The following is a 26,702-nucleotide window of genomic DNA, read 5'->3' on the forward strand; positions in this document are numbered from 1 at the left end:
TACCATTCACTTTGCCGGAGGCTTGTCCGGTGAACACGTCACCGACCGCATCCTTCCCGCCCGGCAGGCATCTTTCTGCCCCTGTGCGATACTCCATGAGTCTTGTATAACAGGAGTACAGGGACCCACTCCCACGGATAGCAAGGAGCTAGGATGGCGCTCTCAGTGGCACAACTCTACGAAGTGATGGCCCAGTTGCCGGATCCCGTTTTCATCCTCAGCGAAGATGGCTACTACATCGAGTACATCGGCGGGATGGAGCAGCAGTCCTACCAGAACGGCAACCCGCTGATCGGCAGACAACTGCTGGACGTGCTGCCCGAGGACAAGGCGCAGTGGGTGATGGCGCAGGTGGCTCATGCCCTCGCCAGCGGCCAGGTGCAGGTGGTGGAGTATGACCTCTCCCCCGCCGAGGTGGACGGCATCGACGCCGACGCCGGGCCCCAGGGAATGCAGCGTTTCGAGGGCAAGATAGCGCCCTTGCCCTCTTTATATGAGGGGAAGCGGGCGGTGGCCTGGATGACCCGCAGCATTACCCGCCAGCACGAGCTGCAACAGCGGCTCAAGCGGCTCGGGGAGACGGATCAGCTCACCGGCCTCTACAACCGCCACTTCTTCTTCGACCAGTATCACCATAAGGTGCAGGGGCAGCATCTCACCGGCCTCATCATGCTGGATCTCGATCACTTCAAGCAGATCAACGATCGCTTCGGCCACCAGACCGGTGACAAGGTCTTGTGCCGGGTCTGCGAGTGCGTCTCTGCCCAGTTGCGGGGGGAGGATCTCTTCGTGCGCAGCGGTGGCGAGGAGTTTCTGATCCTGCTGCCGCAGATCGACGAGGGGATATTGCTGAAGGTGGCGGAGCGGATCCGCGCCGCAGTGGCGGCCATGGCGCCGGATCCCGCCCCCGTGACCGTGAGTCTGGGCACCACCCTGATCCGGCCGGGAGAGGATCTTGGCACCGTGCTGGCCCGGGCGGACGAGTGGCTCTATCGGGCCAAGCGGGGCGGGCGCAACCGGGTGGCCCATGATGGGGCGCCCTGAGGGGCGCAGTGAACAGGAAAGAGGGCGACCCGGGGTCGCCCTCTTTCATTTGGCCGGGCCAGATCAGCCGAACAGGGTCGAGATATTCTGCCCCGCCATCAGCAGGCCGATGGCCAGGGCGCTGAACCAGACCAGGGTGGCGGCGACCAGAGCATAGCCGAGGGCGACGAAGAGACCGTCCCGCTGCAACATGCCGATGGCCAGCAGCAGGATGGCCCAGGCGGGCATGGCGTTGGTGAAGGGAATGGCGCCGAGCGGCAGCATCAGCAGCAGGGCGGCCAGCATGATGAGCAGGCCGTTGCAGCGGTTGATGGTCACGCTGCCGGTCAGGATGAGCAGGCGCGGGCGGATGAAGCGGTCGATGCGGGCCAGCAGATCCGCCCCCTTGTGCAGGGTCGGCTTGAGGTGCTCGGCGGCGAAGCGGCGCTCCATCAGGAAGGCGGGTAGCCAGGGCACCCGGTTGAGGGTGATGCCGATGCCGATGAAGAGGATCAGCAGGCCAAAGGGGGTGCTGACGCCGGGAATGGAAACCGGCAGCAGGAAGGGAACCGTGAGCAGCACGCAAAACAGCAGCATGCCCTGTTCGCCCACCAGGGCCAGCATCTGGCGCAGGCTGATGTGGCTCTCCTCGATGGCGTGGGCGGTGGCCCTCAGGGTATCGGAGAGCGTGCTTTGGGGGTCGTTGAGTTGCGCGGCAACCATTCCTGAGATCCTCGTCTGTTGATGCCACCGCTGTGGCGCCGCCAGCTTACGGGGGCGAGGTTAATCCCGGATGAATAACCCCGGGGAGCACAGATTTTTCCATCGGGAGCGGGGCAATGAGGCTGGTACAGCGCCTGTCCAGTGTGGGAGACGGGCGCTCTGATATGCTTTGCGCAGGTCTTTTCACCAAAGGATGAGCACATGAGAGGAGCGATGGGGATGGTGCCTGGGCTGCTGCTGCCCCTGGCGGGCTGGGCAGCCGAGCCCCCGGCGACGGGCTGGCAGCTGACTCCCTTTGCGGGATACAGCTCGGCCATCGACTTTCGGGCCATGGACGAGCCGGCCCCCACGCCGCACGGGAGCGACATAGACACCCTGCAAGGGGAGCGCTCCGGCAGCTGGGGGCTATTCATCAGCAGGGAGGTGGATGACCCCGGCATGGTGGAGCTGCTCTACAGCCACCAGTCGACCCGGGTGTCCCCCGAACTGCCCGACAGGCTGACGGTGGACACCCTGCAGTTTGCCGGGGCCCTGACTCTCTCGGACAACCTGATGGCCCCCTATATCGGTGCCGGGATAGGGGTCACCCGCTTGGATGCCTACGACAGCGAGACGGCCCCTTCCATGTCCCTGGCCCTCGGGGTGCAGCCGCGCCTGACCGAACATCTGGCTGTGCGGGCCGAGGTGCGCGGTTATGGTGCCCTGGTCAACGACGACAGCCAGTTTCTCTGCAACCCCGAGATCTGCGCCTTTCGGGTGAGGGGGGAGCTGATCACCCAGTGGCAGGCCAATATCGGCTTGACCCTGAGGTTCTGAGCCCCGCTCGGACTAGGCGATGCCCTTGGTGAGGCGACTCAGGGGCTCGTTGACGTCGAACACCTTGTACTGCACCGCGCTGGCGCCCATGGCGAGCACCCGCTGCTCGTGCATGGTGGCGTAGGCGAGGGCGCTCCCCTCATCCTCGAACAGATAGATGCCGCCCGCCTCGCCGGTGCGCGGGTTCTCGGTCCAGATCTTGGAGATGAAGCCGGGCTCCCGGGTGATGGAGTCGGCCAGCGGCATGGCCGCAGCAGTGAGGGCCGGTCCCATCATCTCGGCGGGGAAGTTGAAATGGATCTGCAGCAGGCTGGGCATCATAAACCTCTCGTGGGTGTTGATTGACGGAATCCGCATCATAGGAAGCCGGCATCTTGGCTGCAAGAAGGCACATTTTCGTGGCATAGTTACCGCAAAGTAACCACTCACGAGCCATACCGTGCCCTCACTGCCCTGTCCCGCCTATCAGGTATTGCGCCTGCTGATCGGCAAATGGAAGTCGGCCATTCTGTTTCATCTGCGCGAACAGACCCTGCGTTTCGGCGACCTGCGCCGCTGCCTGCCCGAGGTGAGCCAGAAGGTGCTCACCGCCCAGCTCAAGGAGCTGGAGAGCGACGGTGTCATCATCCGCACCCTCTACCCCGACGTACCGCCCAGGGTGGAGTACAGCCTGAGCCCGCTTGGCGATGCCCTGATCCCCCTGCTTCAGCAGATGCACGATTTTGCGCTGAACCACGTTGATCTGCTGGCTGGTCAGGGTCCTGTTTCTAGCGAGCCCGCAGCAACCAGCGGCTGAGGGCGGTGGCCGCCAGCAGTCGGTAGCCGAGCAGAGTGAGCGCCAGCAGCGCGGGTACCTTGAGGAGTTCCCACCACACCTGCTTGCCCTGGGGGCCGAAGATCATCAGCCACACCACCAGCATCATGTGCAGACAGTAGAGGCCGAGCACCTTGGGGGCCTGGCGCTCCAGCCAGCTGCCTTTGCCCCATGCCGGGTTGGCCAGCAGCAGGCCGAACAGCCCCAGCGCCCAGGGGAGCGAACCCAGCAGGAAATCGTGACGAGCGAGGGGGACGGCGGCAACGCGCAGCAGCCCTGCGGCCTCCAGGGCGTAGAGCCCCATCCCCGCCATCATCATCAGGGCGCAGCGCCTGGCGTCCGGCTGCCAGGCACGCAGGCGCAGCTCGGCGCCAAGCGCCACGAACAGCAAGGAGAAGAAAGGGCCGTTGCGGGTCAGCAGGGCCCACTCGCCCCCCGGCAGCAGCGGGCCATAGGAGCCGCCGATCAGGGCCAGGGCGTAGAGCAGGGCCCCCAGCAGCAGGGCCAGCCTCGGCAGGCGGACCTGCTGGCAGAGCCCCAGGATCAGCACCGCCACCATCAGGGCGGGCAGGAACCAGAGGTGGATCATGCCGCCCACCCACCAGACGTTGAGCGGATCCCCGAGCTGCATCTGCCACTGGCCCGCCATGGCGTGCAGGTAGCCCTCGCTCACCGCCGCGAGCGGGTTGAACGGTATCAGCACGTAGAGCAGGCTCCACGCCAGCCAGAGCCCCAGCAGGGGTCGGCAGTAGCGCAGTGCGACCGTCAGCGGGTGGCCCGCGGCGAGGGCGGGTTGCAAGAAGTAACCGGCGCACAGGAAGAACAGCGGCACCGCGAAGCGGCAGAGCTGGTTGATGACGGCCCCGACCAGAGGGTAGGGCGTGCCGTCCCACAGGGCGGGGTCGAAGGGGTTGCTGAAGGGGGAGAGATGGATGGTCATCACGGCCAGGATGGCCACCACTCGCCCGCATTCGATGCTGGAGATGCGCATGATTCCTCGTGGCGTTCGGGAGCTGGGCGCACCCTATCAGCCGCAGGCGTTCCCTATCCAGCCGCCTGGTCGCCAACTGTGACCCCCATCGGAGGCCGGTTACCCTTTGTTACCCGAGGTGCGGGCAAGGTTACCGCCGCCGGGAGCAGGATCCCGTTTTGGTGTCGGTAAAAGAGCTAGAGCAGGGCCACCAGCACGGTGACCAGGGCGCCCAGCAGCAGCAGGGCGATGCCGCGACCGGCGGGGCCGTGCAGCTTGTTCCACATCAGCAGGCTGGTGAGGGCCAGCAGCAGCATGGCCAGGGCCGCCAGATCTCCCACCAGTTGCCAGGGCAGGCCGGTGCCCATGCCACGGTGCAGCCGGTTGAGGCTGGCAGCGAAGTTGGCCTGCTGCAGCTCGGTGCGCACCAGCAGAGTGCCTTCCACATAGCTGGCGGCCACGCTCTGGCTGAGGGTGACGCCGCGCAGCTCCCAGCGGGCCGGCAGGGTGAGGGAGCCGGATGGTGTGGGCAGGGTCTGGGGCGGGGTGATCTGGGGTCGCCCCTCCTCGAACATGTCTGCATAACGCTGTTGCAGCAGGGCTTTCAATTCATCCGGGCTGGCCAGCGGCGTGCTCAGTACTATCTCTTCGCTCGATTTGGCGGTGTGGGGACCGGGCAGGGGCAGCACGGCCCTGTGTTGCAGCCAGAGGCCGGTGAGGCCGTAGAGCAGCATCAGGGTGAGGGTGGCAAAGCCTGCCCAGGCGTGGATGCGGCGCACCCACTTGTTGTTGTGCAGGGGGAGTTTTCTGCGTGTCATCGTTCGGTGCTTCATAACAATCTGGCCAGCGAACGCTGGCCAGAGGGATCGGTAAACAGGGAGGATCAGAAGCGGTAGGCGGCGGTCAGGTGCAGCTGACGGGGCATGCCCGGCATGATCTGGGCCGCGCTGGTGGCGCTGACGAAGTAGTCGTGATCGGTCAGGTTCTCCACGCTCAGCTGGGCTTCCCACTGGGGCCAGCGGTAGCCGGCACGGGCGTCGAAGCGGGCGTAACCGGGCAAGGTGGTGGTGTTGGCGTTGTCGGCGAAGCGATCCCCCACCGCCGTCATCCCGGTCTCGCCGAACCAGCCCTGCTTGCCGCTCTGGTAGCCGACGAACAGTTGGCCGTTCTGGCGGGAGACGTTCATCGGTCGCTTGCCTTGCAGGTCCGCGTCTGCCTTGACCTGCTCGGCATCCTGGATGGCGACGCCGCCGCGCAGATAGATCTCGTCGGTCAGCTGGGCACGGGCGCTCAGCTCGATGCCGTCGGTGCGCTGCAGACCGGTGAGGATCACCCGGGTGGGATCCAGCGGATCCTTGCTGCGCTTGTTGTACATCTCCAGTCGGTAGAGGGAGAGGGTGGTGGCGAGGCGGCCGTTCAGCCAGTCGCTCTTCACGCCCCCTTCATAGAGCCGGGTGTGCTGGGGATCCAGGTTGTTGTTCTTGTCCCCCGGGGTGATGCCGATAAGCTCACCGCCCACCGGGGTGAAGGTCTTGCTGTAGGAGGTGTAGAAGGCATGCTCCTCGATGGGGTTCCACACCAGGCCCAGGCGCGGACTCAGGCTGGTGACCGAGAGGGTCTCTTCCTTGTCGAGGTCGTTGCGGCGGCTGGTGACGGTGAAGTCGTCGCGGCGCAGGCCTGCCAGCAGGTGCCAGTCGCCCAGGCTGAGTTGATCCTGCACATAGAGGCCGACACCGCGCACCCTGTGATGGGCGTCGCTGGAGAGTTTCATGGCGCCGTCGTAGGTGGGCAGGGAGCCCGGATCATAGAGGTTGCCTGCCGGGATCGGGCTGGCGTTCTGGTAGAGCTTGGGGGTGCGATCCTGCCAGCCCTGCTCCAGGCCCACCAGCAGACGATGGGCGATGGGACCGGTTTGCAGCTGGCCTTCCGCCTCGGTGTTGCTGGTGAGGCTGCTGGCCTTGAGATCCTGCTGCCAGCGGGCGCGGGTCACCTTGTCACCCTTGACGCTGGTGACATAGGTATTGTCGAACTGGCTGTCGAGGGTGGTGTAGCCGAGCTGCTGGCGCAGTTGCCACTGATCGTTGATGTCCCAGGTGAAGCGGGAGCGGGTGGACTGGGCCACATCGTCGATGAAGTCGCGGCGGGTGTCGCTGTAGACGCTCTCGATGGGGACATCCGCCGGGCGACCATCGACGCCGGGAATGCCGCGATCCGGGGTGCGATCGTGCTCGTTGCGCTCGTATTGCACCAGCCAGTTCAGGGTGTCGGTGATCTCCCAGTTGACGGAGGGGGCCAGCAGGGTGCGCTTGCTGGTCACGTCGTCGCGAAAGCTGTCTTTGTCTTCCTGGGCCAGGTTCAGGCGCACCTGTACCCGCTCTCCTGCCTCGCCGTTGAGATCGGCGGCGAAGCGTCGGCTGTCGAAGCTGCCGACCTGGGCGCTGACGCTGGAGGCCTGCCCCTTCTGGGGAACCTTGCTGACCCGGTTGACGATGCCGCCCGTGCTGCCACGGCCGTAGAGCACGGCGGCGGGGCCCTTGAGCACTTCGACCCGTTCGATGTTGCCAAGGTCGCGGGTGTATTGCATGTCGTCGCGCAAGCCGTCGAGGTAGAAGTCGTTGCTGGCGCTGAAACCGCGGATGGTGACGCCGTCAAAGCGGGTGTCGCCGCTGGCGTTGACGCCAGGGATGCCGGTCAGGGCTTCACTCAGGGTGGGCTGGCCGAAGGCGGTCAGCTCGCTTGCCTTGACGCTCTCGATGCTCTGGGGCACCAGCTTGGCCGGGGTGGCGGTGCGGGTCGCGGTGGCGACCTCTTCATGTTGGCTGCGTTTGCCGACCACGGTCAGGGTTTCGTCTTCGGCACGGGGGCTGGTGCAAACCGCCAGCAAGGCGACGCCCAGCAAGGCGCGCGGGGGGGTGGAATGGTTCATCTGGGTGTGACTCTTTGTCGACCAATCGGCCTGAACTTGTTGATTTATTTGTAATTATTGATTTCTCTCATCGCGAGAGGTTGCTAATGATATTGATTTTCATTTGCCTTGCAAGGAGAAGATGCAAGAAAAAGAGATCATTGGCGGGCAGGCACTGAGGGGGCTGGAATCTCGGGGAAAAGGCCGGGGGAACCTTGGTTCGGTTCGGAGGGGACGCTACCATGGTGGCCTCGCGCCTTGGCGCACCATCCGGAACACACAGGGAGAGAAACATGGTCGAGATCATCAGGGCGGATCTGCACAACCCTCGCCACGGCGAGGCGCTGATCGCGATGCTGGACGAATACGCCAGGGACGAGATGGGGGGCGGCAGTGCACTGGCGGACGAGGTGAAGGCGAATCTGGCCGAAGCCCTGGCCGCGCGACCCGGTGCCCATGTGCTGCTGGCCTGGGTCGATGGGGAGCCCGCTGGCGTTGCCACCTGCTTCGAGGGCTTCTCGACCTTCGCCTGTCGGCCGCTGCTCAATATCCACGACGTGGCGGTGCACCCTGCTCATCGCGGCCACGGCATCGGCAAGCAGCTGTTGGCGGAGGCGGAGCGGCTCGCCCGGGAGCTCGGTTGCTGCAAGCTGACCCTGGAGGTGCTGGAGGGGAACAAGGTGGCCCAGGCTGCCTATCGTGCCAGCGGCTTTGCGGGTTATGAGCTCGATCCCGAGGTGGGCCGGGCCATGTTCTGGCAGAAGACGCTCTGAATGGTGGAGCGCCGCGATCGCGGCAAATGAAAACGGCGCGCAGATTGCTCTGCGCGCCGTTTTTTTGGGGCCAGCCTGGGTCGACTTAGAAGTCGTAGCGGGCCGCCAGCTGGAAGTCATCCTTGGTGTTGAGCTTGCCGCTGTCATGGCTGTCGAGGTTGTTGATGCGGTACTCGCCGATGACGCGCAGGTTCTTGTTGAACTTGTACTGGGCACCCAGGGTGTAGTAGTCGATGGAGTCGTAGTCAGACTTGCCAGCCTGCTCCACCTTCTGCTTGTTCCACAGGGCCATCAGGCCGAAGCCGCTCTCGAAGTTGTAACCCAGCGCCCCTTCCCAGCCGGTGTGATCCTTGCCAGTGGCCAGGAAGTCGCTGCCGTCGGCATAGCTCAGGGCGGCGTAGAGGGCCTTGTTGTCGTACTTGGCGGAGAGCAGCCACAGCTTGGCATCCTCTTCACCGCTCTTGTCGCGGATGCCCACGTTGTAGGCGGTCCCCAGGGAGAGGTTGAACGGGAAGGTGTAGGCCACGGCGGCACCGTAGGCGGCATCGCTGTCCTTGCTGGAGGTCTCTTCGGTGTCACCGCCATCGAACTTGTAGCTGGTATCGACCTGGAAACCGTTGAACAGGCCGGAGTACTTCAGCACGGAGCCGGCGCGGTTGGTGGCGAAGGTGTCGGTCTTGGCGCCCAGTGCCTCGTTGCCGTAACCGTCGGAGAGAGAGACATCAGTCCAGTCCGCCAGGAAGCCAGGAGCCCCCTTCTGGCGACCGAAGGTGACGGTCCCCCAGTTGGCGCCGACACCGGCGAACGCCAGACGGGTACGCAGGTTGTCGGAGTTCTCGCTGACGGTCTTCTCGCTGTCGTTGATGTACATCTGCAGTTCGTACTGGGCCAGCGCCTTGAGACCCGGGTTGATCTCGCTCTCTACCTTGGCGCCCAGACGGACAAACTGGTTGGCCCCCTGCTTGTCGCTGTATTCGTTCTTGATGTCACCGTTGGCGTCCAGCTCTTTCTTCTCGCCGAAGAACTGGCCGGCGTAGATGCGGCCGTAGAGGTCGAGCAGGGTGCTCTCGTTTTTGTACACTTCGACGGCTTGAGCCTGGAAGGCGGCGGTAAGAGCCAATGCTACTACTGTCAGCTTTTTCATCATGATCCCTTGTGTTGCAAGCTTTTGTTTTAAAAGACGGGGCCATGCTAGAAGTGACAGATGACAGTCGGGTGACCGTGCAATGAACAAACCGTGTCGGTTCCATGTCAGCGGGATGAAAACCGGGATTTATGTGGCTGGTCGCCACTTTTACGCGCAAAGGTTTGCCCTTGTGGTAGAATGCCGCCCGTTTTCGAGCTCCTAAGGTTGGATATGCGATGAGACGTGAACTGGCAATCGAATTTTCCCGAGTGACGGAAGCGGCTGCACTGGCTGGCTACAAGTGGCTCGGACGTGGTGACAAGAATATCGCCGATGGCGCGGCCGTGGCGGCCATGCGTCACATCCTCAATCAGATCCAGATCGATGGCGAGATTGTGATCGGCGAAGGGGAGATCGACGAAGCCCCCATGCTTTACATCGGCGAGAAGGTGGGCACGGGTCAGGGCGACGCCGTGGACATCGCGGTCGATCCCATCGAAGGGACCCGCATGACCGCCATGGGTCAGGCCAATGCCCTGGCCGTGCTGGCGGTGGGCGACAAGGGATCCTTCCTCAAGGCCCCCGACATGTACATGGAAAAGCTGATCGTGGGCCCCAAGGCGAGAGGCGCCATCGATCTCGATCAGGCCCTGGAGCTGAACCTCAAGGCCGTGGCCAAGGCGCTCGGCAAGCCCCTCTCCCGTCTGACCGTCATCACCCTGGCCAAGCCGCGTCATGACAAGGCGATCAAGGAGATGCAGGGCCTGGGGGTGCGGGTGTTCGCCATTCCCGACGGTGACGTGGCCGCCTCCATCCTCACCTGTCTGCCGGACAGCGAAGTGGACATGCTCTACGGCATCGGTGGCGCACCGGAAGGGGTGATCTCCGCCGCGGTGATCCGCGCCCTGGACGGCGACATGCAGGCTCGCCTGATCCCCCGCCACCAGGTCAAGGGTGACAGCCCCGAGGTTCGCGCCCTGGGTGAACAGGAGATCGCGCGCTGCGAGGAGCTGGGCATCGACGTGAGCAAGGTGCTCAAGCTCGAAGATCTGGCCAAGAATGACAACGTCATCTTCTCGGCCACCGGCATCACCAAGGGTGATCTGCTGGAAGGGATCACCAGCGACGGCGTCATGGCAACCACCGAGACCCTGCTGATCCGCGGCAAATCGCGCACCATCCGTCGTATCAAGTCGATCCACTTCCTGGATCGCAAAGACAGCGTGGTACGGGACATCATCCTGTAAGCAGGAGGATGGCGGTGGCGGCAAGTCACGTACTCTCATGCCGTCGTATCAAGCCGATCCACTTCCTGGATCGCAAGGACAGTGTGGTACGTGACATCATCCTGTAAGCAGGAGGATGGCGGTGGCGGCAAGTCACGAACTCTCATGCCGTCGCATCAAGTCGATCCACTTCCTGGATCGCAAGGACAGCGTGGTACGTGACATCATCCTGTGATGTGCTGACTCCCGCAGCAAAAAGCCCGGCACTGCCGGGCTTTTTGCGCTCTGCAGGGCGCCAGGATGCCCGTGCAGGGATAAGGCTTAGGAGAAACCGGACTCCTTGCTACACTGCGGTGCCCCACAGAGGAAAAATCACATGGAATGTCGTCAGGGATGCGGTGCCTGCTGCATCGCCCCCAGCATCAGCAGTGCCATTCCCGGCATGCCGGATGGCAAGCCCGCCGGTGTGCCCTGTGTGCAGCTCGATGCGCACCTGGGGTGCAAGATCTTCGGCCAGCCGGAGCGCCCGGCGGTGTGCGGCGGCTTTCGCCCCATGGCGGACGTGTGCGGCTCCCATCGCCAGGAGGCCATCTGGCTTATCGGCGAGCTGGAGCGGCTGACCGCCTGAGCCCTTGACCCTCTCCCTCGGGGAAAGGGTGTCTGCTTGTCTCCCTTCATCTCCGCCCCTTCTCCCGCAAGGGGAGAAGAGAGCCACCATTCGGAACAATGGCAATAAACAATACCAATAAAAAGAGGCCGCAATTGCGGCCTCTTCCTGTTTCGTGACGAACTGGCGTCAGACGTCGGCCAGCTGCAATGCCTGGCGGTAGTACTCGTTGGCCTTGTTGGTCAGGCGGCGCTTGTCCATCACCTGGCCGAGGGCGTGGTAGAGGGCGGCATCAGGCGCCTTCGCCACTTCCTGCTCCAGCAGGCGCTGGGCTTCGTCCAGCTGACCGGCCAGCAGGCAGACCCGGGCCAGCGCGGCTTCGGCGCCAGGCTGATCCTGGATCTTTCTGAGCAGGGTCAGCATGGGCTGGTAGTCGTCCAGTTTGAGCTTGGGCAGGCGGGCGAACAGCTCGGGGGAGGGATCCTTGCGCAGGGCCTCCAGCCAGAGATCGGCGGCTTCGGCATCGGCCCCCAATCGGCGCAGGCGATCCCCGTAACTGGCCAGCAACACGGGATCCTGGCGCTGTTTGCGGGGCAGACCCTGCCAGACCGTGCGCAGGGTGTCGAGGGAGCCGCTGGCGGCCTCCAGACGACCGCACCACGCCTGGTGCAGCAGGGTCTCTTCCTGCTGGGCGGTCAGCTTGCCCACCTTGCGCAGGGCAGGGGCGAGATCGATGAGGGCCGCCCAGTCTTCACGGGCCAGATACACCTGACGCAGCTGATCCAGCACCATGGGGTGGCGCGGGTTGAGGGCATAGATGGACTCGAGGCGACCGAGTGCGCTGTCGTACTGGCCCTGCTCAATCTGCAACTGGGTCTGGATCAGGGTCAGTGCCAGCTCTGCCTTGGGGTTCTCTTCCAGGGCTTTCTGCAGGTAGTGGTCCCGGCGCACGTCATCGCCCCGGGCCTGGGCCACCCGGGCGGCGCTCAGGTAGTTGAGCAGCGGGGTGTCGCTGTTGTCTGCGCCCTTGATGAGGAGCTTCTCGGCCTGGTTGTAGTGCCCCTCGGCCATGGCCAGGGTGGCATTGACGGTTTGCAGGTTGGCCTTGCGGCGGCGGCGGGAGCCGAACCAGCCCTGGGTTTTGCGGCGCAGGCCGAACAGGCGGGCCAGCACCCATTCCACGATGAGCAGGGCGCCGTAGAACAGCACCGCCAGGATCACCGCGCTGGTGACCGAGGATTCCACCGTGTAGTTGCCCAGCGAGATGAGCACATAGCCCTTGTTGCCGGAGGCTTCGGGACCGAAGATGAGGCCCGCCACCATCACGGCGACTATGACGATCAGACGAATCATGGTCTCCTCCTCAGTTGCCGGCCAGGATGCGTTGCAGGCGTTCGGTCAGCACCTGTTCCAGCATGGTCTGGGTCTTGAACTGATCCGGGTAGTCAAACTGGATCTGCTCGCCTTTGAGCTTGTCGAGCTCGGACTGCATGTACTGGGTGGCGCTGTTGTCGGCATCGAAATACTGGGTCAGCCAGCGCTGGGCCTTCTCCAGGCTGTCGACATAGAGGGACTGCTGTTCGCGATAGACGGCGAGCTGGGCCTGCAGCAGCTTGGTCTTGAGGTTCTCCCGCAGGAAGATCTCCTGCTGCGGGGAGAGCAGGGCTTCCACGGCGCCATCGCGACGACGGATGGTGATGAAGTTTTCGGTGAACTTGACCCAGTTCTTCTTCAGGTTGCTCTGCCACTCGTCCGGGTTGGTGCTGACGGTCTGGTCGGGCTCGCTCTTGGCTTCCGGCATGCTGACGGTGGAGAGGGGCAGCAGCTCGATCTGGTCCGAGAGGGCGGCCAGCTTCAGGGTCAACCCTTCGCGATCGACTCGCGGCATCCCCTTGAGCTTGGCGATGTCTTCCGCCAGCGCCTTGCGGATGGGCATCAGGCTGGGGTCGTTGAGCGCCTTGATGCGCTCGTCGGCGTTGCCGAGCAATGTGATGGCGGAGACGATGTCGTGTTCGAGCCACAGCTTGCGGCCCGCCATGCGCACCAGGTATTCGGATTCCGCCAGCATCCAGTCATTGGGGCGCTTGTCGTCCAGATCCAGCACCTTGGTCTGCAAGGCGTCCAGCGCCTCCTGCAACTGCTGCTGGCTCTTGCCGAGGGCACCGATCTGTTCGGCATCCTTGCTGCTGCCCTGATCAATTCTGGTCATGGCGTCGGCCAGTTGCTGCTTGAGGGCTACCAGTTCGGCCTGCTGGGCAACGGCGTTCTGGTGTCCGTGCACATAGAGACCACCGGCCAGCCCCAGGGCCAGCAGGATGGCGATGCCGCCAAGCACGGTGCCAGAGCTGCCCTTCTTGCTCCCTGTCGTTCCGGGCGCGGGCTTGTTGTTGTCGGCCACGGTGGCCGCGGCACTCGGCTGGACTTCTTGCTGTTCAGTCATTCCATCTTCCTCAGTTCCAGGGCGGCCACCAGAGCCTGGTTGGATGCACCTTGGGCAATCACGATACGGGTAAAACCAGCCCCTTCTGCCATCTCGGCCACCCGGGGACTGGGTACCACCAGCAGGCGGTCATAAAGCCAGGGGTGCTGCGGGCCGGGCACCAGGGCCAGCAACCGCTGCAACAGTTCGCCACTGGTGATGAGCAGGCTGTCGAGCCCGGCAGCCTGCCAGTGGCGGGTCAATGCGTCCCCGTCAAGATCGGGGTAGTGGCGCTCGTAGGTGGCACAATAGTGCACCAGTGCGCCCCGTGAGGCCAGCGTCCGGGCGATGAGATCCCGCCCGTCGTTGCCGCGCAGGATCAGCACCCGGCGGCCACTCACCCCTTGCAGCGCCGGCAGGGCCAGCAGCCCTTCACTGCGGGGATCGGCCGGGCACAGGGCCTGGATGCCCGCCTCGGCGAAGGCATCCGCACTCGCCTGGCCGACTGCAAAGTAATCAATATGTGGCCAGGTCTGACCAGTTTGCAACAGAAAATGATGTGCAAAATGAACGGCATGCATGCTGACGGCGATAACGAGGTCCGCCTCCCGCAGCATGTCACCCAGGTGAGGGAGGTCGCATCCCGGCCGGGTTTCCAGCAACGGACAGCAGAGCGGTGCATGACCCAACTGGTGCAGCATCTGCACCAGCTGGTTGGCCTGGGCGGCCGGGCGCACCACCAGGGGGACCATCAGGGGGCGCTCCGGGCAGATGACCGCGAACCGGTCCGTACTGCACTCATGCCCGGTAGACCTCGGCCAGGATGACGTCGGCGCCGGCGGCCAGCAGGCGCTGGGCCAGGGTGTGGCCCAGTGCCTCGCCCTCTGCCAGGGGGCCGCGGATCTCGTCGCGAATGACGCGGCTGCCATCCGGGCTGCCCACCAGGCCGCGCAGCCATACCTCTTCTCCCTGTACCAGGGCGTAGGCCCCGATAGGCACCTGACAGCCCCCTTGCAGGGCGCGGTTCATGGCGCGCTCGGTCAGCACCCGGATGCGGGTCTCGGGGTGTTCGAGCGGCGCCAGCAGGGCGTGCAGCTCGTGATCGTCGAGGCGGCATTCGATGCCGACCGCCCCCTGGCCGTTGGCGGGCAGGCTCTGCTCGGGCTCGATGAAGGCGGCGATGCGATGGGCCATCTCCAGTCGTTTCAGGCCGGCGGCGGCCAGGATGATGGCGTCATATTCACCGGCATCCAGCTTGGCGAGGCGGGTGTTGACGTTGCCCCGAAGGTCGCGGATCACCAGATCCGGACGGGCGGCCCGCAGCTGGCACTGACGGCGCAGGCTGGAGGTGCCGACCACGGCCCCTTGAGGCAGCTCGTCTATCTGGTTGAAATGGTTGGAAACAAAGGCATCGCGCGGGTCTTCGCGCTCACAGATGGTGTGCAGGCCGAGTCCGTCGGGGAACTCCACGGGTACGTCTTTCATGGAGTGGACAGCGATGTCGGCACGCCCTTCCAGCATGGCAGTCTCCAGTTCCTTGACGAACAACCCCTTGCCGCCGACCTTGGCGAGGGGGGTGTCGAGGATCTTGTCACCCTGGGTGCTCATGGGCACCAGTTCGACCTGCAGATCCGGATGGAGTGCCTCCAGCCGATCTTTCACAAAATTGGCCTGCCACAGGGCCAGTGGGCTCTTTCGAGTGGCAATTCTCAGGGTTCGGGCTGCCATATCAATCAGTTGTTTCATCTTTTGAGAGGAAAACGATCTTACCACCCTTTGCAGGGGCTTTCATGGCGCAGCCCGCAAAAGCGGGGCCAAGCTCAAAAACGGGGGCTGAAAATTATTTTCATTCAGCCAATAATTGATTTTAACTCATTGAAAAAAGGCATTTTTATTACTTTCCGCTGATACCTTTATGAACGGGGTCAGAAATAATCCGGTGATTGTGTGCGGGCTTGTTTACCACTGCTGTTTGCATTGTTAACATGATCACACTTTTTTGACGTCTCCCCGTTTTGGTGCGTCATTTCTCTTCCCCATAGGTAGGGCATTGCTGGTTAAACTCGACACGCTGGTGGCGCGCTACGACGAACTCAATCGTCTCAAGACGCAACGAGCGCTGGATCTCATGAGTCGCTACGGGCAGCAGGTTTTCCACTTGCTGCCTGTCATGCTGCACTTCAATCACCCCCTGTTGCCCGGTTATGTGGCAGGGGATGTGCCTCATGGTATCTGGAGTTTTGTCGCCAACGAGGCCCAGCAGGCCTTCATCCAGGATCTCTGCCAGAACGCCAACTGCCAGGGCGGTCTCAGTACCCACGACAAGTCCATCCAGGGCCTCTACTCCATGGGGAGCACCTCCTCCATCGGTCAGTGCTGCCACTCGGATCTCGACATCTGGGTCTGTCACGTGGCCGGTCTGTCGAGCGAGCGCCTCGCCCTGCTGGAACAGAAGTGCCAGCACCTCTCCATGTGGGCGGAGCAGCGGGGGGTCGATCTCAACTTCTTCCTGATCCCCGAAGACAAGTTCCGTCAGCGCAACGATGCCCAGATGCAGGGGGAGAGCTGCGGCAGCGCTCAGCACCTGCTGCTGCTCGACGAGTTCTACCGCAGCGCCATGCACATCGCCGGCAAGCGGCTGCTCTGGTATCTGGTGCCGGCCGAATATGACGATCACTACGACGACTACGTCAACGGCCTGTTTGCCCACGGCAAGTTGAGCCAGGATGACTGGCTCGATCTCGGCGGCTTTGATCGCATTCCTGCCGAGGAGTATTTCGGCTCCGCCCTGTGGCAGCTCTACAAGGGGATCGACTCCCCCTACAAGGCGGTGCTCAAGTCGGTGCTGATGGAGGCCTACTCCCACGAGTATCCCAACACCCGGCTGCTGTCGGTGACCAGTCGCGACTGGTTCCAGCACAACGAGGGGATGCACTACCGCCTCGACAACTACTGCCTGATGCTGGACAAGGTGACCAACTACCTCAAGTCCATCGGCGACATGCAGCGCCTCGATCTGGTGCGTCGCTGCTTCTATCTGAAGGTGTGCGACGGGCTGAGCCATCCCAAGGAAGATCACTCCCCGGACTGGCGCCGGGAGCAGATGGCCCAGCTGGTGGCTTATTGGGGCTGGAGTCCGGAGCGCCTTTACCACCTTGATCACCGCCAGGAGTGGAAGGTCGAGGACGTCAAGGTGGCCTACGCCGAGTTGCTGGAGGCTCTGATGCAGAGCTACCGCAATCTCATCCAGTTCGCCCGACGCAACAACATCAGCGAGTCCATCAACCCGGAAGACATCGGCATCCTGTCGCGCAAGCTCTATGCCGCATTCGAGAGCCTGCCGGGCAAGGTGCAGCGCATCAACCTCAAGATTGCGCCGGATCTCGGCGAGCCGGATCTCAGCCTGGTACAGGTACCCCACGGCCGCCTGAATCGCGCCGGCTGGTATCTCTACAAGCATTCCCTCGAACCCGCCGACATCATTGGCCGGGCGCCGCTCGAATATAACGGCTACATCAGCAAGCTGGTGGCCTGGGCCTATTTCAACGGCCTGCTGACGCCCCAGTCCCGGGTGCACCTGTTCAACCAGGGCTCCGATCTGCACATCGACAACCTGCATCAGTTCTGTCGCGATCTCTCCGGCACCTTCCCGGTCAAGTATCCCCGCGCGACCAACCTGGCCCTGAGCCGGCCGTGCGAGATCCGCCAGCTCTCCATCTTCCTGAACCTGGAGACTGACCCGTCCAGCCACTGGGTGGGGCAGGTGATCGAGTTCGATGCCAACGCCGCCGATGTCTTCTCGTTCGGTCGCAACCAGGAGTGTCTGGTGGGATCCGTGGATCTCGTCTATCGCAACTCCTGGAGCGAGATCCGCACCCTGCACTTCGAGGGGGAGGAAGCCGTGGTGGACGCCCTCACCACCATCCTCGGCAAGATGCACCAGGACGCTGCGGCCCCCGAGATGATCGAGGTGTTCTGCTACAGCCAGCACTTCCGCTCCCTGGTGCGCACCCGCTTCCAGCAGCTTGTGGCTGAATGCATCGAGTTGCGCCTGGCCCGGGACAAGCAGCAGCTGGTCAAGACGCTGGCGCTCGGCAAGGAGAAGTACGGCATCTTCTTCGAGCGGCGCGGGGTGTCGGTCAAAAAGCTGGAGAACGCCATCGACTTCTACCGCCACATCTCCCACAACAAGCTGGATCACCTGCCGCTGCGCCTCGACAAGACTCACAGCCAGCACCTGCCCGGCATCGTCGACGCCTACGCCAGCGAAGGGCTGGTGCAGTTCTTCTTCGATACCCGGGATGCAGGCACCAACATCTATATCCTGGACGAGGCGAACCGGGTGGAGATCTACCAGCACTTCGCCGGCAACAAGGACGAACTGGTACAGGGGGTGAACCGGTTCTACACCTCGGGTCACGAGCGATTCAGCAATGCGGGTCAGTTCAGCAACTTCAACCTTCCCCAGTACTACGAAATCGTGCAGGTGGGTGACAAACTGGATGTGATCCCCTACCGCAGCCAGAGCCCGCAGCGGGACACCCCAGGAGCGGCGCGGGAAGTAGGATGATACGCTGATAGCCGCACCGGCAAGATGGCAAACGGCCTGCATGATGCAGGCCGTTGTCGTATCCGTGGTGCGGGAATCTGGTGTGGAGGGGGCCGCGGCCAGTGGGGGAAGCCGTCGAGCATCGCCGTCAGGGATGAAAGCAAACGGCCTGCTGATGCAGGCCGTTGTCTTACCCGTGATCCGACAATCAGGCACCGAGGCGGGCCAGCAACCAGCTGCGAATGTCACCCAGCTGGGGGCTGCAGATCTCGTGGCGCATGGGGTACTCGTGCCACTCGGGGCTGAGTCCCGCCGCTTCCAGCCGGTTCTTGGCGTCCCAGCCCATGGAGAGGTTCACCACGTCGTCATAGATGCCGTGCATGTAGCAGATGGGCAGGGCGCGGGCCGCCTCGCTCATCTCGTCGGGCAGGGCATCGGGTACCGCTAGATAGGTGGACATGCAGAGCAGGCCTGCCAGTGGCACCGGATGGCGCAGGGCGGTGAAGGAGGCGATGACGCCCCCCTGGGAGAAGCCGGCCAGCACGATGCGCTCGGGGGCGAAACCCTCGGCCACCAACTGTTCAATCAGCGCGGCGATACGGGCCGCTGACTCCCTGACATGGGACTCCACGGCGCGATCCGCCGGATCCTCGAAGCTCTTGATGTCGTACCAGCAGCGCATCCGGTAGCCCATGTTGATGGTGATGGGACGCTCGGGCGCATCCGGCAGCAGATGGCGGACGGGCAGGTCGGCGGGCAGGGCCAGCGCCTCCACCAGGGGGGCGAGGCCGGCGCCGGAGTCCCCCAGCCCGTGCAGCCAGATCACCGCATGGCGGGCACCTTCGGGATGCAGATCCGTCATGAGAAGACCACGGGCTCGCCGGCCTGGGTGGTGCAGGCCCGGGTCAGCAGGGCCTTGAGCTCGTCGCCGAAGCGGTTGTCGATCCAGCTGTCACCGCGCAGCTCGAAGTGGAAGCCGTTCTCCCGGGTAGCGACCCAGATCTGGTGCAGGGGCTCCTGCTTGTTGATGATGACCTTGGTCTTGTTCTCGAAGCTCAAGGTCAGCACCCCGCCTGCGCGTTCGCAGTCGATATCCGGATACCCCTCGTCGATGGTGTCTTCCACATACTGGAAAAAGGCGTCGGTCAGGGCGTGATACTCGTGATCCTTCATCGGTTTATCCTGTTGCTTTTAACAATGTGAGTGCGATTATAGAGGGCCAAAAATTTTTTCGCAGCGAACCATTATGATTACCCAGTTCACCAAGTGCCTGTTTGCCGCGTCGCTGTCGCTCGGGTTGGCCGCCTGTGGCCTGACGGGGCCGCTCTACATGCCGCCGGCCGAACAGCCCGCACCTGCAGAGCAGACACAGCCCAAGACAGAGAGTACACCGCAAGCCGCCTCGCCTGCGACCGCTACACCGGCCTCAGAGGCCGCGCCGCAATAATCTAGGAAGGAACCGCCCCCTTGGATCACTTTAACTACGACGCAGACGGTCAGCTTCAGGCCGAACAGCTTCCCCTGCAACAGCTTGCCGACCAGTACGGCACTCCGCTCTATGTCTACTCCCGCGCCACCCTGGAACGCCACTGGCATGCCTTCGACCAGGCGGCTGGCGACATTCCCCACCTGATCTGCTATGCGGTCAAGGCCAACTCCAACCTGGCCCTGCTCAATCTGCTGGCACGCCTCGGTTCGGGCTTTGACATCGTCTCCGGCGGCGAGCTGTCCCGGGTGCTGGCGGCGGGCGGTGATCCGGCCAAGGTGGTCTTCTCCGGCGTCGCCAAGAGCGAAGCCGAGATGCGCCTTGCGCTGGAAAAAGAGATCCTCTGCTTCAACCTGGAGTCCGAAGCCGAGCTGGAGCGCCTGAACCGGGTCGCAGGCAGCATGGGCAAGAAGGCGCGGGTCTCGGTGCGGGTCAACCCGGACATCGACGCAGGCACGCACCCCTATATCTCCACCGGCCTCAAGCAGAACAAGTTCGGCATCCCCATCGAACAGGCGCCCGCCATCTACCGCAAGGCAGCGACCATGGCCCACATCGAGATCAAGGGAGTGGATTGCCATATCGGCTCGCAACTCACTGAATTGAATCCCTTTATGGAGGCGGCGGACAAGCTGCTCAAGCTCATCGACGAGCTGGCGGCGGAAGGCATCCACATCCATCACCTGGACGTGGGCGGCGGTCTGGGGGTCAACTACGGCGCCGAGCAGCCGCCGCATCCCACCGAGTATGCCGAGGCGCTCAAGCAGAAGCTGGCGGGCCGGGATCTGACCCTCTTGTTCGAACCGGGCCGCGCCATCGTCGCCAACGCCGGTGTGCTGCTGACCCGGGTCGAGTTCCTTAAACCCGGCGAGACTCGCAACTTCGCCCTGATCGACGCCGGCATGAACGATCTGCTGCGCCCCTCCCTCTACGGCGCCTGGATGAACATCATCGAGGTGGACAGCCGCGCGACCCACGAGAAGGCACTCTATGACGTGGTGGGCCCGGTGTGCGAGACCGGCGACTTCCTCGGCAAGGAGCGTACCCTGGCGATTGCCGAGGGCTCCCTGCTGGCGGTGCGTTCCGCTGGCGCCTACGGCTTTACCATGTCCTCCAACTACAACACCCGACCCCGTGCGGCCGAGGTGCTGGTGGACGGTGACCAGGCGCACCTCATCCGTGAGCGGGAGCAGTTGGCGGATCTCTGGCGTGGCGAGCACCTGCTGCCGTGATGGATGGATTTTCAGCGTTCCTCCATGTGAGAGCGTGATTAACGGTGAGACAGGAACGCGCGATGTTGATTGAGTTTTCCAAAATGCACGGCCTCGGTAACGACTTCATGGTGGTGGATGGCGTCACCCAGAAGGTGTTCTTCAGCAACGACATCATCAAGAAGCTGGCGGATCGTCACTTCGGTATCGGCTTCGACCAGCTGTTGCTGGTGGAGCCGCCCTATGACCCCGAGCTCGACTTCCATTACCGCATCTTCAATGCCGACGGCAGCGAGGTGGAACAGTGCGGCAACGGGGCCCGTTGCTTCGCCCGTTTCGTGCGTCTCAAGGGGCTGGTCAACCGGGATCGCATCGCGGTCAGTACCGCCCGGGGCCGCATCACCCTGCAGCTGGAAGGGGAGAATCAGGTCACGGTCAACATGGGGGTGCCCCAGTTTGAGCCGGGCAAGATCCCGTTCCGTGCCCAGAAGGCGGAGAAGACGTATCTGCTGCGGGCCCAGGATCACACCGTGATGTGCGGTGCCGTCTCCATGGGCAACCCTCACTGCGTCATCGAGGTGCCCTCGGTGGCCGATGCGCCGGTGGAGACCCTGGGACCCATCATGGAGCGCCACGAGCGCTTCCCCGAGCGGGTCAACGTCGGCTTCATGGAGATGGTCAACGCCAGCGAGATCAAGCTGCGGGTCTTCGAGCGCGGGGTGGGGGAGACCCTGGCCTGCGGTACCGGGGCCTGTGCGGCCGTGGTGATAGGCATCAGCCAGGGCAAGCTCAAGGAGCGGGTCACCGTCACCCTGCCGGGTGGCAAGCTGACCATCGCCTGGAAGGGACCGGGTCAGCCCGTCTACATGACGGGGCCGGCCGAGCACGTCTTTGACGGCCAGATAGAGTTGTAGACAAGGAGCGGGTGATCCCGCTCCATCAACGGATCATATCGGGGCCCTTGGCCCCTTTTTCGGATGGATCAACCAAGTTATGAGCGAACTCAAACGGCAGGAATCACTGGTGGATGAAGCCACAGTGCTGGAGTACCTGGCCCGTTATCCCGAGTTTTTCCTGCGTCACGGGGCCATGCTGGACAAGATCCGCATTCCCCATGCGCAAAAGGGCACCATCTCCCTGGTGGAGCGCCAGCTGGACCGTCAGCGGGAGCGCATCGAGCAGCTGGAGCAGGAGATCACCGAACTGATGGGGGTCGCCAGCGAGAACGAGCGGATCTTCCGGGTCTATGCGGATCTCTATGGGGAGATCTACGGCTGCCAGACCCTGTTCGAGCTGAGCGCCGTGATGGGCAAGGCCTTCGTCCAGCGGCTGCGACTCACCGGCCTGCGGCTCTGGCTCAATCCCAGGCATTTCCAGCTGAGCGGCCCCGAGCAGCGTTTCCTGGCGCAGGGCAAACAGCTCGAACAACTGCTGGGCCAGCGCTTGCCCGGCACGGACTACTATTTCGGCCGCCTCAACCAGAGCGAGAAGCAGGCGCTGTTTGGCAATGATGTGCTGGTCAACTCGGTGGCCCTGATGCGGCTCGGGGAGCTCGGCGTGCTGGCCTTCGCGAGCTCGGATCCCAGCCACTTCACCCCCCACAACGACACCCTGCTGCTGGGTCAGCTGGGGCGTCTGCTGCAGCTGCGTCTGCCCGAGCTGGCCCGTGGCTAAGGCAACGACCCGATCCGCTGCCAGGACGCCCCCTGCCGCCGACCCCCTGCCGGTCGCACTGGCGGGGGAGCTGGACGCCTTTATCGAATACCTGCGGGTCGAGCGCCAGCTCAGCCCCCACACCCGCAGCAACTATCAGGCCCACCTGGAAGCGATGACCGCCGAGCTGGTGAAGCTCGGGGTCGACGACTGGGCCCGGCTCGAGGCGAGCCAGGTGCGCAGTCTGGTGACCCGGATGCACAAGGGGGGGCTGGCGCCCCGTTCCCTTGCCACCAAGGTGTCGGCCCTGCGCAGCTTCTGCGACTGGCAGGTGCGCCAGGGGCGGCTCACCGCCAACCCGGCGCGTGGCATCGTCACCCCCAAGCAGGGGCGGCCCCTGCCCAAGAACCTGGACGTGGACGAGATGTACCAGCTGCTCAACATCACCGACGAGCAGGATCCACTGGCGGTGCGGGATCGCGCCATCATGGAGCTGATGTACTCCTCCGGCCTGCGCCTTGCCGAGCTGGTGGGGCTCAACCTCGCGGACGTGAAGCTCGACGAGCGCCAGCTCAGGGTGATCGGCAAGGGCTCGCGGGAGCGGGTGCTGCCCATCGGGCGGATGGCGGTGGAGTGGTTGCACAAGTGGCTCAAGGTACGCCCCCTGCTGGCCGGTGACGAGGGGGAGGCATTGTTCGTCTCCAAGCGCAGGCAGCGGCTCTCGGCCCGCTCGGTACAGGAGCGGCTCGACGGCTGGGGCAACAAGCAGGCGCTCAATGCCCACGTGCATCCCCACAAGCTGCGCCACAGCTTCGCCACCCACATGCTGGAATCCTCCGGCGACCTGCGGGCGGTGCAGGAGCTGCTGGGGCATGCGGATCTCTCCACCACCCAGATCTATACCCACCTCGACTTCCAGCATCTGGCAAAGGTATATGACAGTGCCCACCCGCGGGCGAAGCGGGATCCGGAAACGCCGGAGGATGAGTGATGTGGTGTGCGATCTGCGGGGATGACAATCTCCACGTCGCCCCGGTCAGGCGGGAGCCCGCAACGCCAGAGGATGAGGAGTAAAGAGGAACAGCCATGCAGTTTTACCGTCGCTGGCAGCCGGTGGCCGCCATCTCGTTCGATCTGGACGACACCCTCTATGACAACGGCCCCGCCATCGCGCGGGCGGAACAGTGGATGCTGGACCACCTGCGCAGCGAATACCTGGCTACCGCCATGCTGGACAAGCCGCGCTGGCTCGCGCTCAAGCGCCAGTTGCTGCTGGACCACCCGGCGCTGAGCCACGACGTCAGCCTGGCGCGCCAGCGGGGCATTCGCGAGGCCCTGGTGCAGGGGGGCATGGAGCCCGGGCTGGCGGAGCAGCAGGCCCGGGCGGTGTTCACCGGCTTCATGGCCGAGCGCTCGAAGATAGAGGTGAGCGAGGCGACTCACGCCCTGCTGGCTCGTCTGGCGGCGCGCTACCCGCTGGCGGTGATCACCAACGGCAACCTGGATCTGGAGCAGGCGGGTCTGGCTGGCTACTTCACCCTGGTCTGCAAGGCGGGAGCGGGAGCCAGAATGAAACCGGCGCCCGACATGTTCGTGCAGGTGCAAGAAGCCCTGGGGCTGACCCCCGGCCGCATCCTTCATGTGGGGGATCACCCGGTGACCGACGTGCTGGGTGCCAGGCTGCGCGGCTTTCGGGCCGCCTGGCTCAACGAGAGCGGTCAGTCCTGGCAGTCGCTGTCGCTGCTGCCGGATGTGGAGCTGGGGCAGTTGCAGGATCTGGCCACCCTGCTGCTCTGAGCTGGGGATGAGGGACAGATTCCGTGATCTATATCTGGCAATAACAACAAGGGAGCAAGGGCGTGAAGGGAATGAAGGGTGTCATCTGGCTGGCGATCCCCGTGATGCTGGCGGGATGCGATCTGGTGCAAGACCGTTACCGGATGGAGTTCAGGGACGGATCCTGGCGGGAGATCGCCATCTCCCCGTTTTCCAACGAGGCGCGCTGGCGCGAGGGGTGTGCCACCGGCGAGATCCAGGTGGACATGACCCTGCCCCTGAAACGGGGCAAGGTGGTGAATGGCCGGGAGCAACTGCTCATCGGCGGCGAGCTGTTCGAGCTGGAGGATGCCCGTCTCTATCGCGGCAACGGCATGGTGCTCGGGCAGGCCCCGGACCATATCCAGCGGGGCCTCAAGGGGCTGGATGTCTGCCGAACCCTGCGCCCTGATCGCGGGGCCCTGCCCAAGCTCAAGGGCAAGGGATTCGGCGACTAGCCCGTCTGCTGCCTGAACGGGCAGGAGGCGTCGCCGAAGGCAGTGGGCAGCTTGATGGCGTGGGGGGGTCACAGGCCCGTCACGTCGGATGCCTCTGGGCAGCCCCCGATGTACGAGGCCCTGCCAAGGCTCAAGGGCAAGGGGTCGGCGACTAGCCGACCTGCTGCCTGAACCGGCGGCAGGCGTCGCCAAAGGCGGTGAAGAGCTTGATGGAGTGGGGGTTCTCGCTGGCCTTCCACTCCGGGTGCCACTGCACCGCCAGCAGGAAGGGGGAGAGGGCGGGAGCGTGGATCGCCTCGATCAGCCCGTCTTCGGCATGGGCCAGGGGGGCCAGCCCCTGGGCCAGCGTCTTGATCCCCTGCCCGTGGAGGGAGTTGACCGGAATCGACGGCTGCCCCATCAGCTCGGCCAGCCAGGTACCGGGCACCAGCTCGACCTGATGGCTCTCGCCATACTGCTCGTCCACCGGGTCATCCGCATCCTCCCGATGATCGTCATAACCCGGCTCGCAATAGACCTTCTGGTGAATGTCGCCTCCCAGGGCCACGTTGATCTCCTGCATGCCGCGGCAGATCCCGAGGATCGGCAGGCCACGGTCGAGGGCGGCGCGCACCAGGGGAATATCGAACAGATCCCTGTCCCTGTCCTGGGGCTTCTCCGGGGTGAGGTTCTCCTGGCCATAGAGGGCCGGATCGATGTTGGATCCGGCACCGCTCAGATAGACCCCGTCGGCGAGGTCCAGATACTGCTCCAGATCCTCGGTGCCACAGCAGGTGGGCACCAGCAGCGGCACGCAGCCGCTGATCTCCACCAGAGGCTTGATGTATTTGTGGGTCATGACCTGGTAGGCGTGGCCACTGCGGGCCTGGGCCCCCATGGTCATCAGCACGACGGGTTTGTTATGGGCACTGGGGTTGGGCATAGGTCACCTTGGCTATCCTTGGCGGTCTCATCCTGCGCCTTGGGAAGGCCCTTGCCGCCTCGGCTCGCAAGGGCATGCCTCAAGGCATGGTCGTGGGATCAGGGTCGCGCCAGCGTGCCAGAATCGTCGGTCAGCCTTGGCAACGACAGCCTGGATCCTGCCTCCAGTCTGCCAAGGCCGTTCAATATGTCAAACAAAATGATGCAATTATGTTAACCGTTGATGTCGAGATGCGGCTGCGAGTCCCATTTAAAGGGGCTTGAGGGGGGATGCCTGGTGCGGCGAGAGATTTGATGGTGGATATATTAAACATCTGGCCGGGCGGCCGGATAGCAGAAGGGGCCCACAGGGCCCCTTGTCGACTCAGGCGTTCAGGATGAAACGCTCGATCACCTGGGCGACCCCGTCTTCATCGTTGCGCCCCGTGGTGTGCTGTGCCAGCGCCTTGATCTCGTCGGTGGCGTTGCCCATGGCGACCCCGAGTCCGGCGTAGGCGATCATGTGGTGATCGTTGCCCGCATCTCCCACCGCGATCACCTGGGAGGCATCCAGCCCCAGGTGCTCGGCCAGGGCGGCGACGCCGGTGCCTTTGTTGCTGCGCTTGTTCATGAACTCGAGGAAGTAGGGGGCGCTGCGCACCACGGTATAGCGCTCGTGGAGTTCGGCGGGCAGCTGGGCGATGGCACGGGAGAGCAGGGGCTCTGGGTCAATCATCATCACCTTCATGATCTGCTCGTCGTCGGGCAGGGTGGCGAAGTCCACCAGGTTGATGGGTTGACCGATGAGGCGGGATTCGTGCTCGGTGTAGGGGCTGATCCTTGGGCTGATGAGCCCCTGGCGGACGGAGAAGCCGTGGATGTTCACCCCCAGCTCACAGGCCAGGTGGGCGATGGCACGGGCATCGCTGCCGGTCAGCAACTGGCTGCGGATGATGCGTTGCTCGGACACCTGCTGCACCAGGGCGCCGTTGTAGCAGATGACGTAGTCATCCTTGCCGGTGAGGCCCAGCTCGGTCAGGGCGGCGGTCATGCCTTCCAGCGGGCGGCCGGAGGCCAGCACCACGGTCACGCCCCTGGCGCGGGCTGCCGCGATGGCGGCCTGGGTGCGGGGGGAGATTCGGCCCTCTGGGGTCAGCAGGGTGCCATCCATATCCAATGCGATCAGCTTGTACATCTTCTCACTACCTGAGTCTGGCCGGCCCGCCCG

General features: G+C 64.0%; 28 protein-coding genes. 14 read left to right on the forward strand and 14 right to left on the reverse strand.

Annotated elements, in window-relative coordinates; all coding sequences use genetic code 11:
- The first annotated feature begins 153 nt into the window (after positions 1–153).
- A complete protein-coding gene (locus ACB037_RS10060; protein WP_371175294.1) occupies positions 154–1,044 on the forward strand; it encodes a diguanylate cyclase in 891 nt (296 codons plus the stop codon).
- A 63-nt stretch (positions 1,045–1,107) separates the two neighbouring features.
- Here ACB037_RS10060 and ACB037_RS10065 read toward each other — a convergent pair whose 3' ends face one another.
- Positions 1,108–1,746, reverse strand: coding sequence for an exopolysaccharide biosynthesis protein (locus tag ACB037_RS10065; RefSeq protein WP_010672675.1), 639 nt, complete (start codon positions 1,744–1,746; stop codon positions 1,108–1,110).
- A 201-nt stretch (positions 1,747–1,947) separates the two neighbouring features.
- Between ACB037_RS10065 and ACB037_RS10070 the strand changes: the two genes are divergently transcribed.
- Positions 1,948–2,562, forward strand: a complete 615-nt coding sequence (locus tag ACB037_RS10070) for an outer membrane beta-barrel protein (RefSeq protein ID WP_052814438.1) — start codon at positions 1,948–1,950, stop codon at positions 2,560–2,562.
- Positions 2,563–2,574: 12 nt separating this feature from the next.
- Here the strand turns inward: ACB037_RS10070 and ACB037_RS10075 are convergent, their stop codons facing one another.
- Positions 2,575–2,880, reverse strand: coding sequence for a monooxygenase (locus ACB037_RS10075; RefSeq protein WP_052814439.1), 306 nt, complete (start codon positions 2,878–2,880; stop codon positions 2,575–2,577).
- A gap of 121 nt (positions 2,881–3,001) precedes the next feature.
- Between ACB037_RS10075 and ACB037_RS10080 the strand changes: the two genes are divergently transcribed.
- Positions 3,002–3,358, forward strand: a complete 357-nt coding sequence (locus ACB037_RS10080) for a winged helix-turn-helix transcriptional regulator (RefSeq protein WP_371175295.1) — start codon at positions 3,002–3,004, stop codon at positions 3,356–3,358.
- Here the strand turns inward: ACB037_RS10080 and ACB037_RS10085 are convergent.
- The 3 genes from ACB037_RS10085 to ACB037_RS10095 all read right to left on the reverse strand — a co-directional run bounded on the left by ACB037_RS10085 (position 3,330) and on the right by ACB037_RS10095 (position 7,272).
- Positions 3,330–4,367, reverse strand: coding sequence for an acyltransferase (locus ACB037_RS10085; RefSeq protein ID WP_201872990.1), 1,038 nt, complete (start codon positions 4,365–4,367; stop codon positions 3,330–3,332). The two genes, ACB037_RS10080 and ACB037_RS10085, sit on opposite strands and share 29 nt — an antisense overlap.
- Before the next feature lie 176 nt (positions 4,368–4,543).
- Positions 4,544–5,164 carry a PepSY-associated TM helix domain-containing protein gene (locus ACB037_RS10090; RefSeq protein WP_042015357.1) on the reverse strand — a complete coding sequence of 207 codons (621 nt, stop codon included), beginning with the start codon at positions 5,162–5,164 and terminating at the stop codon, positions 4,544–4,546.
- 65 nt (positions 5,165–5,229) lie between these two features.
- Entirely contained in the window at positions 5,230–7,272 is a 2,043-nt protein-coding gene (locus ACB037_RS10095) for a TonB-dependent receptor (RefSeq protein WP_371175296.1), read from the reverse strand.
- Between the two features lie 272 nt (positions 7,273–7,544).
- Between ACB037_RS10095 and ACB037_RS10100 the strand changes: the two genes are divergently transcribed.
- Positions 7,545–8,024: an N-acetyltransferase family protein gene (locus tag ACB037_RS10100; protein WP_371175297.1), complete on the forward strand. Its 480-nt coding sequence runs from the start codon at positions 7,545–7,547 to the stop codon at positions 8,022–8,024.
- An 85-nt stretch (positions 8,025–8,109) separates the two neighbouring features.
- Here the strand turns inward: ACB037_RS10100 and ACB037_RS10105 are convergent, their stop codons facing one another.
- Positions 8,110–9,168 carry a porin gene (locus tag ACB037_RS10105; RefSeq protein ID WP_029313567.1) on the reverse strand — a complete coding sequence of 353 codons (1,059 nt, stop codon included), beginning with the start codon at positions 9,166–9,168 and terminating at the stop codon, positions 8,110–8,112.
- Positions 9,169–9,386: 218 nt separating this feature from the next.
- Here ACB037_RS10105 and glpX point away from each other — a divergent pair, with 218 nt between their 5' ends.
- Positions 9,387–10,397 carry a class II fructose-bisphosphatase gene (glpX, locus tag ACB037_RS10110; protein WP_039040467.1) on the forward strand — a complete coding sequence of 337 codons (1,011 nt, stop codon included), beginning with the start codon at positions 9,387–9,389 and terminating at the stop codon, positions 10,395–10,397.
- 355 nt (positions 10,398–10,752) lie between these two features.
- Positions 10,753–11,004 carry a YkgJ family cysteine cluster protein gene (locus ACB037_RS10115; protein ID WP_010675884.1) on the forward strand — a complete coding sequence of 84 codons (252 nt, stop codon included), beginning with the start codon at positions 10,753–10,755 and terminating at the stop codon, positions 11,002–11,004.
- Positions 11,005–11,172: 168 nt separating this feature from the next.
- On the opposite strand, the gene ACB037_RS10120 is transcribed toward ACB037_RS10115, so the two are convergent.
- From ACB037_RS10120 to hemC, 4 genes are read right to left on the reverse strand one after another with little or no spacing between them, the layout of a single operon-like run.
- Positions 11,173–12,336, reverse strand: a complete 1,164-nt coding sequence (locus ACB037_RS10120; RefSeq protein WP_371175298.1) for a heme biosynthesis HemY N-terminal domain-containing protein — start codon at positions 12,334–12,336, stop codon at positions 11,173–11,175.
- A gap of 10 nt (positions 12,337–12,346) precedes the next feature.
- The gene (locus ACB037_RS10125) at positions 12,347–13,423 is read right to left on the reverse strand and encodes a uroporphyrinogen-III C-methyltransferase (protein WP_039039811.1); all 1,077 of its coding nucleotides are present in this window, start codon (positions 13,421–13,423) and stop codon (positions 12,347–12,349) included.
- Positions 13,420–14,154, reverse strand: a complete 735-nt coding sequence (locus ACB037_RS10130; RefSeq protein ID WP_039039810.1) for a uroporphyrinogen-III synthase — start codon at positions 14,152–14,154, stop codon at positions 13,420–13,422. Before ACB037_RS10130 ends, ACB037_RS10125 begins: the two co-directional genes overlap by 4 nt.
- Before the next feature lie 46 nt (positions 14,155–14,200).
- Positions 14,201–15,130 (reverse strand): hydroxymethylbilane synthase, encoded by a 930-nt coding sequence (gene hemC / locus ACB037_RS10135; RefSeq protein ID WP_171865284.1) that lies wholly within the window; start codon positions 15,128–15,130, stop codon positions 14,201–14,203.
- 322 nt (positions 15,131–15,452) lie between these two features.
- On the opposite strand from hemC, the gene ACB037_RS10140 reads away from it, so the two are divergent.
- Positions 15,453–17,972 (forward strand): class I adenylate cyclase, encoded by a 2,520-nt coding sequence (locus ACB037_RS10140; protein WP_042879398.1) that lies wholly within the window; start codon positions 15,453–15,455, stop codon positions 17,970–17,972.
- A gap of 187 nt (positions 17,973–18,159) precedes the next feature.
- On the opposite strand, the gene ACB037_RS10145 is transcribed toward ACB037_RS10140, so the two are convergent.
- The gene (locus ACB037_RS10145; protein WP_371175299.1) at positions 18,160–18,813 is read right to left on the reverse strand and encodes an alpha/beta hydrolase; all 654 of its coding nucleotides are present in this window, start codon (positions 18,811–18,813) and stop codon (positions 18,160–18,162) included.
- Entirely contained in the window at positions 18,810–19,124 is a 315-nt protein-coding gene (gene cyaY / locus ACB037_RS10150) for an iron donor protein CyaY (protein ID WP_010672698.1), read from the reverse strand. The genes ACB037_RS10145 and cyaY overlap by 4 nt, the downstream gene beginning before the upstream one ends.
- Before the next feature lie 73 nt (positions 19,125–19,197).
- On the opposite strand from cyaY, the gene ACB037_RS10155 reads away from it, so the two are divergent.
- The 7 genes from ACB037_RS10155 to ACB037_RS10185 all read left to right on the forward strand — a co-directional run bounded on the left by ACB037_RS10155 (position 19,198) and on the right by ACB037_RS10185 (position 24,574).
- Positions 19,198–19,398, forward strand: coding sequence for a lipoprotein (locus ACB037_RS10155; protein ID WP_010672699.1), 201 nt, complete (start codon positions 19,198–19,200; stop codon positions 19,396–19,398).
- A 20-nt stretch (positions 19,399–19,418) separates the two neighbouring features.
- Positions 19,419–20,669, forward strand: a complete 1,251-nt coding sequence (gene lysA, locus ACB037_RS10160; protein ID WP_010672700.1) for a diaminopimelate decarboxylase — start codon at positions 19,419–19,421, stop codon at positions 20,667–20,669.
- Between the two features lie 62 nt (positions 20,670–20,731).
- Positions 20,732–21,562 (forward strand): diaminopimelate epimerase, encoded by an 831-nt coding sequence (gene dapF, locus ACB037_RS10165; RefSeq protein ID WP_029313578.1) that lies wholly within the window; start codon positions 20,732–20,734, stop codon positions 21,560–21,562.
- 79 nt (positions 21,563–21,641) lie between these two features.
- On the forward strand, positions 21,642–22,322 hold the full coding sequence (locus ACB037_RS10170; RefSeq protein ID WP_010672702.1) for a DUF484 family protein: 681 nt from the start codon (positions 21,642–21,644) through the stop codon (positions 22,320–22,322).
- Positions 22,315–23,292: a tyrosine recombinase XerC gene (gene xerC / locus ACB037_RS10175; protein WP_371175300.1), complete on the forward strand. Its 978-nt coding sequence runs from the start codon at positions 22,315–22,317 to the stop codon at positions 23,290–23,292. The genes ACB037_RS10170 and xerC overlap by 8 nt, the downstream gene beginning before the upstream one ends.
- A 95-nt stretch (positions 23,293–23,387) precedes the next feature.
- Positions 23,388–24,098 carry an HAD-IA family hydrolase gene (locus ACB037_RS10180; protein WP_371175301.1) on the forward strand — a complete coding sequence of 237 codons (711 nt, stop codon included), beginning with the start codon at positions 23,388–23,390 and terminating at the stop codon, positions 24,096–24,098.
- A 71-nt stretch (positions 24,099–24,169) separates the two neighbouring features.
- Positions 24,170–24,574 carry a hypothetical protein gene (locus ACB037_RS10185; protein WP_043154050.1) on the forward strand — a complete coding sequence of 135 codons (405 nt, stop codon included), beginning with the start codon at positions 24,170–24,172 and terminating at the stop codon, positions 24,572–24,574.
- Between the two features lie 151 nt (positions 24,575–24,725).
- Here the strand turns inward: ACB037_RS10185 and ACB037_RS10190 are convergent, their stop codons facing one another.
- Together ACB037_RS10190 and yidA are read right to left on the reverse strand one after the other, a co-directional pair.
- On the reverse strand, positions 24,726–25,496 hold the full coding sequence (locus ACB037_RS10190) for a gamma-glutamyl-gamma-aminobutyrate hydrolase family protein (RefSeq protein WP_113978141.1): 771 nt from the start codon (positions 25,494–25,496) through the stop codon (positions 24,726–24,728).
- Positions 25,497–25,859: 363 nt separating this feature from the next.
- A complete protein-coding gene (gene yidA, locus ACB037_RS10195; protein ID WP_139736936.1) occupies positions 25,860–26,669 on the reverse strand; it encodes a sugar-phosphatase in 810 nt (269 codons plus the stop codon).
- Positions 26,670–26,702: the final 33 nt, after the last annotated feature.

Origin of the sequence: Aeromonas sp. S19(2024), from assembly GCF_041402625.1 — a bacterium.
Lineage (GTDB): Bacteria > Pseudomonadota > Gammaproteobacteria > Enterobacterales > Aeromonadaceae > Aeromonas > Aeromonas caviae.

Bases quoted from the DNA above. Each gene is read 5' to 3' on its own strand.
- ACB037_RS10060 (WP_371175294.1), top strand. From the start codon at position 154: ATGGCGCTCTCAGTGGCACAACTCTACGAAGTGATGGCCCAGTTGCCG.
- ACB037_RS10065 (WP_010672675.1), bottom strand. From the start codon at position 1,746: ATGGTTGCCGCGCAACTCAACGACCCCCAAAGCACGCTCTCCGATACC.
- ACB037_RS10070 (WP_052814438.1), top strand. From the start codon at position 1,948: ATGAGAGGAGCGATGGGGATGGTGCCTGGGCTGCTGCTGCCCCTGGCG.
- ACB037_RS10075 (WP_052814439.1), bottom strand. From the start codon at position 2,880: ATGCCCAGCCTGCTGCAGATCCATTTCAACTTCCCCGCCGAGATGATG.
- ACB037_RS10085 (WP_201872990.1), bottom strand. From the start codon at position 4,367: ATGCGCATCTCCAGCATCGAATGCGGGCGAGTGGTGGCCATCCTGGCC.
- ACB037_RS10090 (WP_042015357.1), bottom strand. From the start codon at position 5,164: ATGACACGCAGAAAACTCCCCCTGCACAACAACAAGTGGGTGCGCCGC.
- ACB037_RS10095 (WP_371175296.1), bottom strand. From the start codon at position 7,272: ATGAACCATTCCACCCCCCCGCGCGCCTTGCTGGGCGTCGCCTTGCTG.
- ACB037_RS10100 (WP_371175297.1), top strand. From the start codon at position 7,545: ATGGTCGAGATCATCAGGGCGGATCTGCACAACCCTCGCCACGGCGAG.
- ACB037_RS10105 (WP_029313567.1), bottom strand. From the start codon at position 9,168: ATGAAAAAGCTGACAGTAGTAGCATTGGCTCTTACCGCCGCCTTCCAG.
- glpX (WP_039040467.1), top strand. From the start codon at position 9,387: ATGAGACGTGAACTGGCAATCGAATTTTCCCGAGTGACGGAAGCGGCT.
- ACB037_RS10115 (WP_010675884.1), top strand. From the start codon at position 10,753: ATGGAATGTCGTCAGGGATGCGGTGCCTGCTGCATCGCCCCCAGCATC.
- ACB037_RS10120 (WP_371175298.1), bottom strand. From the start codon at position 12,336: ATGATTCGTCTGATCGTCATAGTCGCCGTGATGGTGGCGGGCCTCATC.
- ACB037_RS10125 (WP_039039811.1), bottom strand. From the start codon at position 13,423: ATGACTGAACAGCAAGAAGTCCAGCCGAGTGCCGCGGCCACCGTGGCC.
- ACB037_RS10130 (WP_039039810.1), bottom strand. From the start codon at position 14,154: ATGGTCCCCCTGGTGGTGCGCCCGGCCGCCCAGGCCAACCAGCTGGTG.
- hemC (WP_171865284.1), bottom strand. From the start codon at position 15,130: ATGGCAGCCCGAACCCTGAGAATTGCCACTCGAAAGAGCCCACTGGCC.
- ACB037_RS10145 (WP_371175299.1), bottom strand. From the start codon at position 18,813: ATGACGGATCTGCATCCCGAAGGTGCCCGCCATGCGGTGATCTGGCTG.
- cyaY (WP_010672698.1), bottom strand. From the start codon at position 19,124: ATGAAGGATCACGAGTATCACGCCCTGACCGACGCCTTTTTCCAGTAT.
- ACB037_RS10155 (WP_010672699.1), top strand. From the start codon at position 19,198: ATGATTACCCAGTTCACCAAGTGCCTGTTTGCCGCGTCGCTGTCGCTC.
- dapF (WP_029313578.1), top strand. From the start codon at position 20,732: ATGTTGATTGAGTTTTCCAAAATGCACGGCCTCGGTAACGACTTCATG.
- ACB037_RS10170 (WP_010672702.1), top strand. From the start codon at position 21,642: ATGAGCGAACTCAAACGGCAGGAATCACTGGTGGATGAAGCCACAGTG.
- ACB037_RS10180 (WP_371175301.1), top strand. From the start codon at position 23,388: ATGCAGTTTTACCGTCGCTGGCAGCCGGTGGCCGCCATCTCGTTCGAT.
- ACB037_RS10185 (WP_043154050.1), top strand. From the start codon at position 24,170: ATGAAGGGTGTCATCTGGCTGGCGATCCCCGTGATGCTGGCGGGATGC.
- ACB037_RS10190 (WP_113978141.1), bottom strand. From the start codon at position 25,496: ATGCCCAACCCCAGTGCCCATAACAAACCCGTCGTGCTGATGACCATG.
- yidA (WP_139736936.1), bottom strand. From the start codon at position 26,669: ATGTACAAGCTGATCGCATTGGATATGGATGGCACCCTGCTGACCCCA.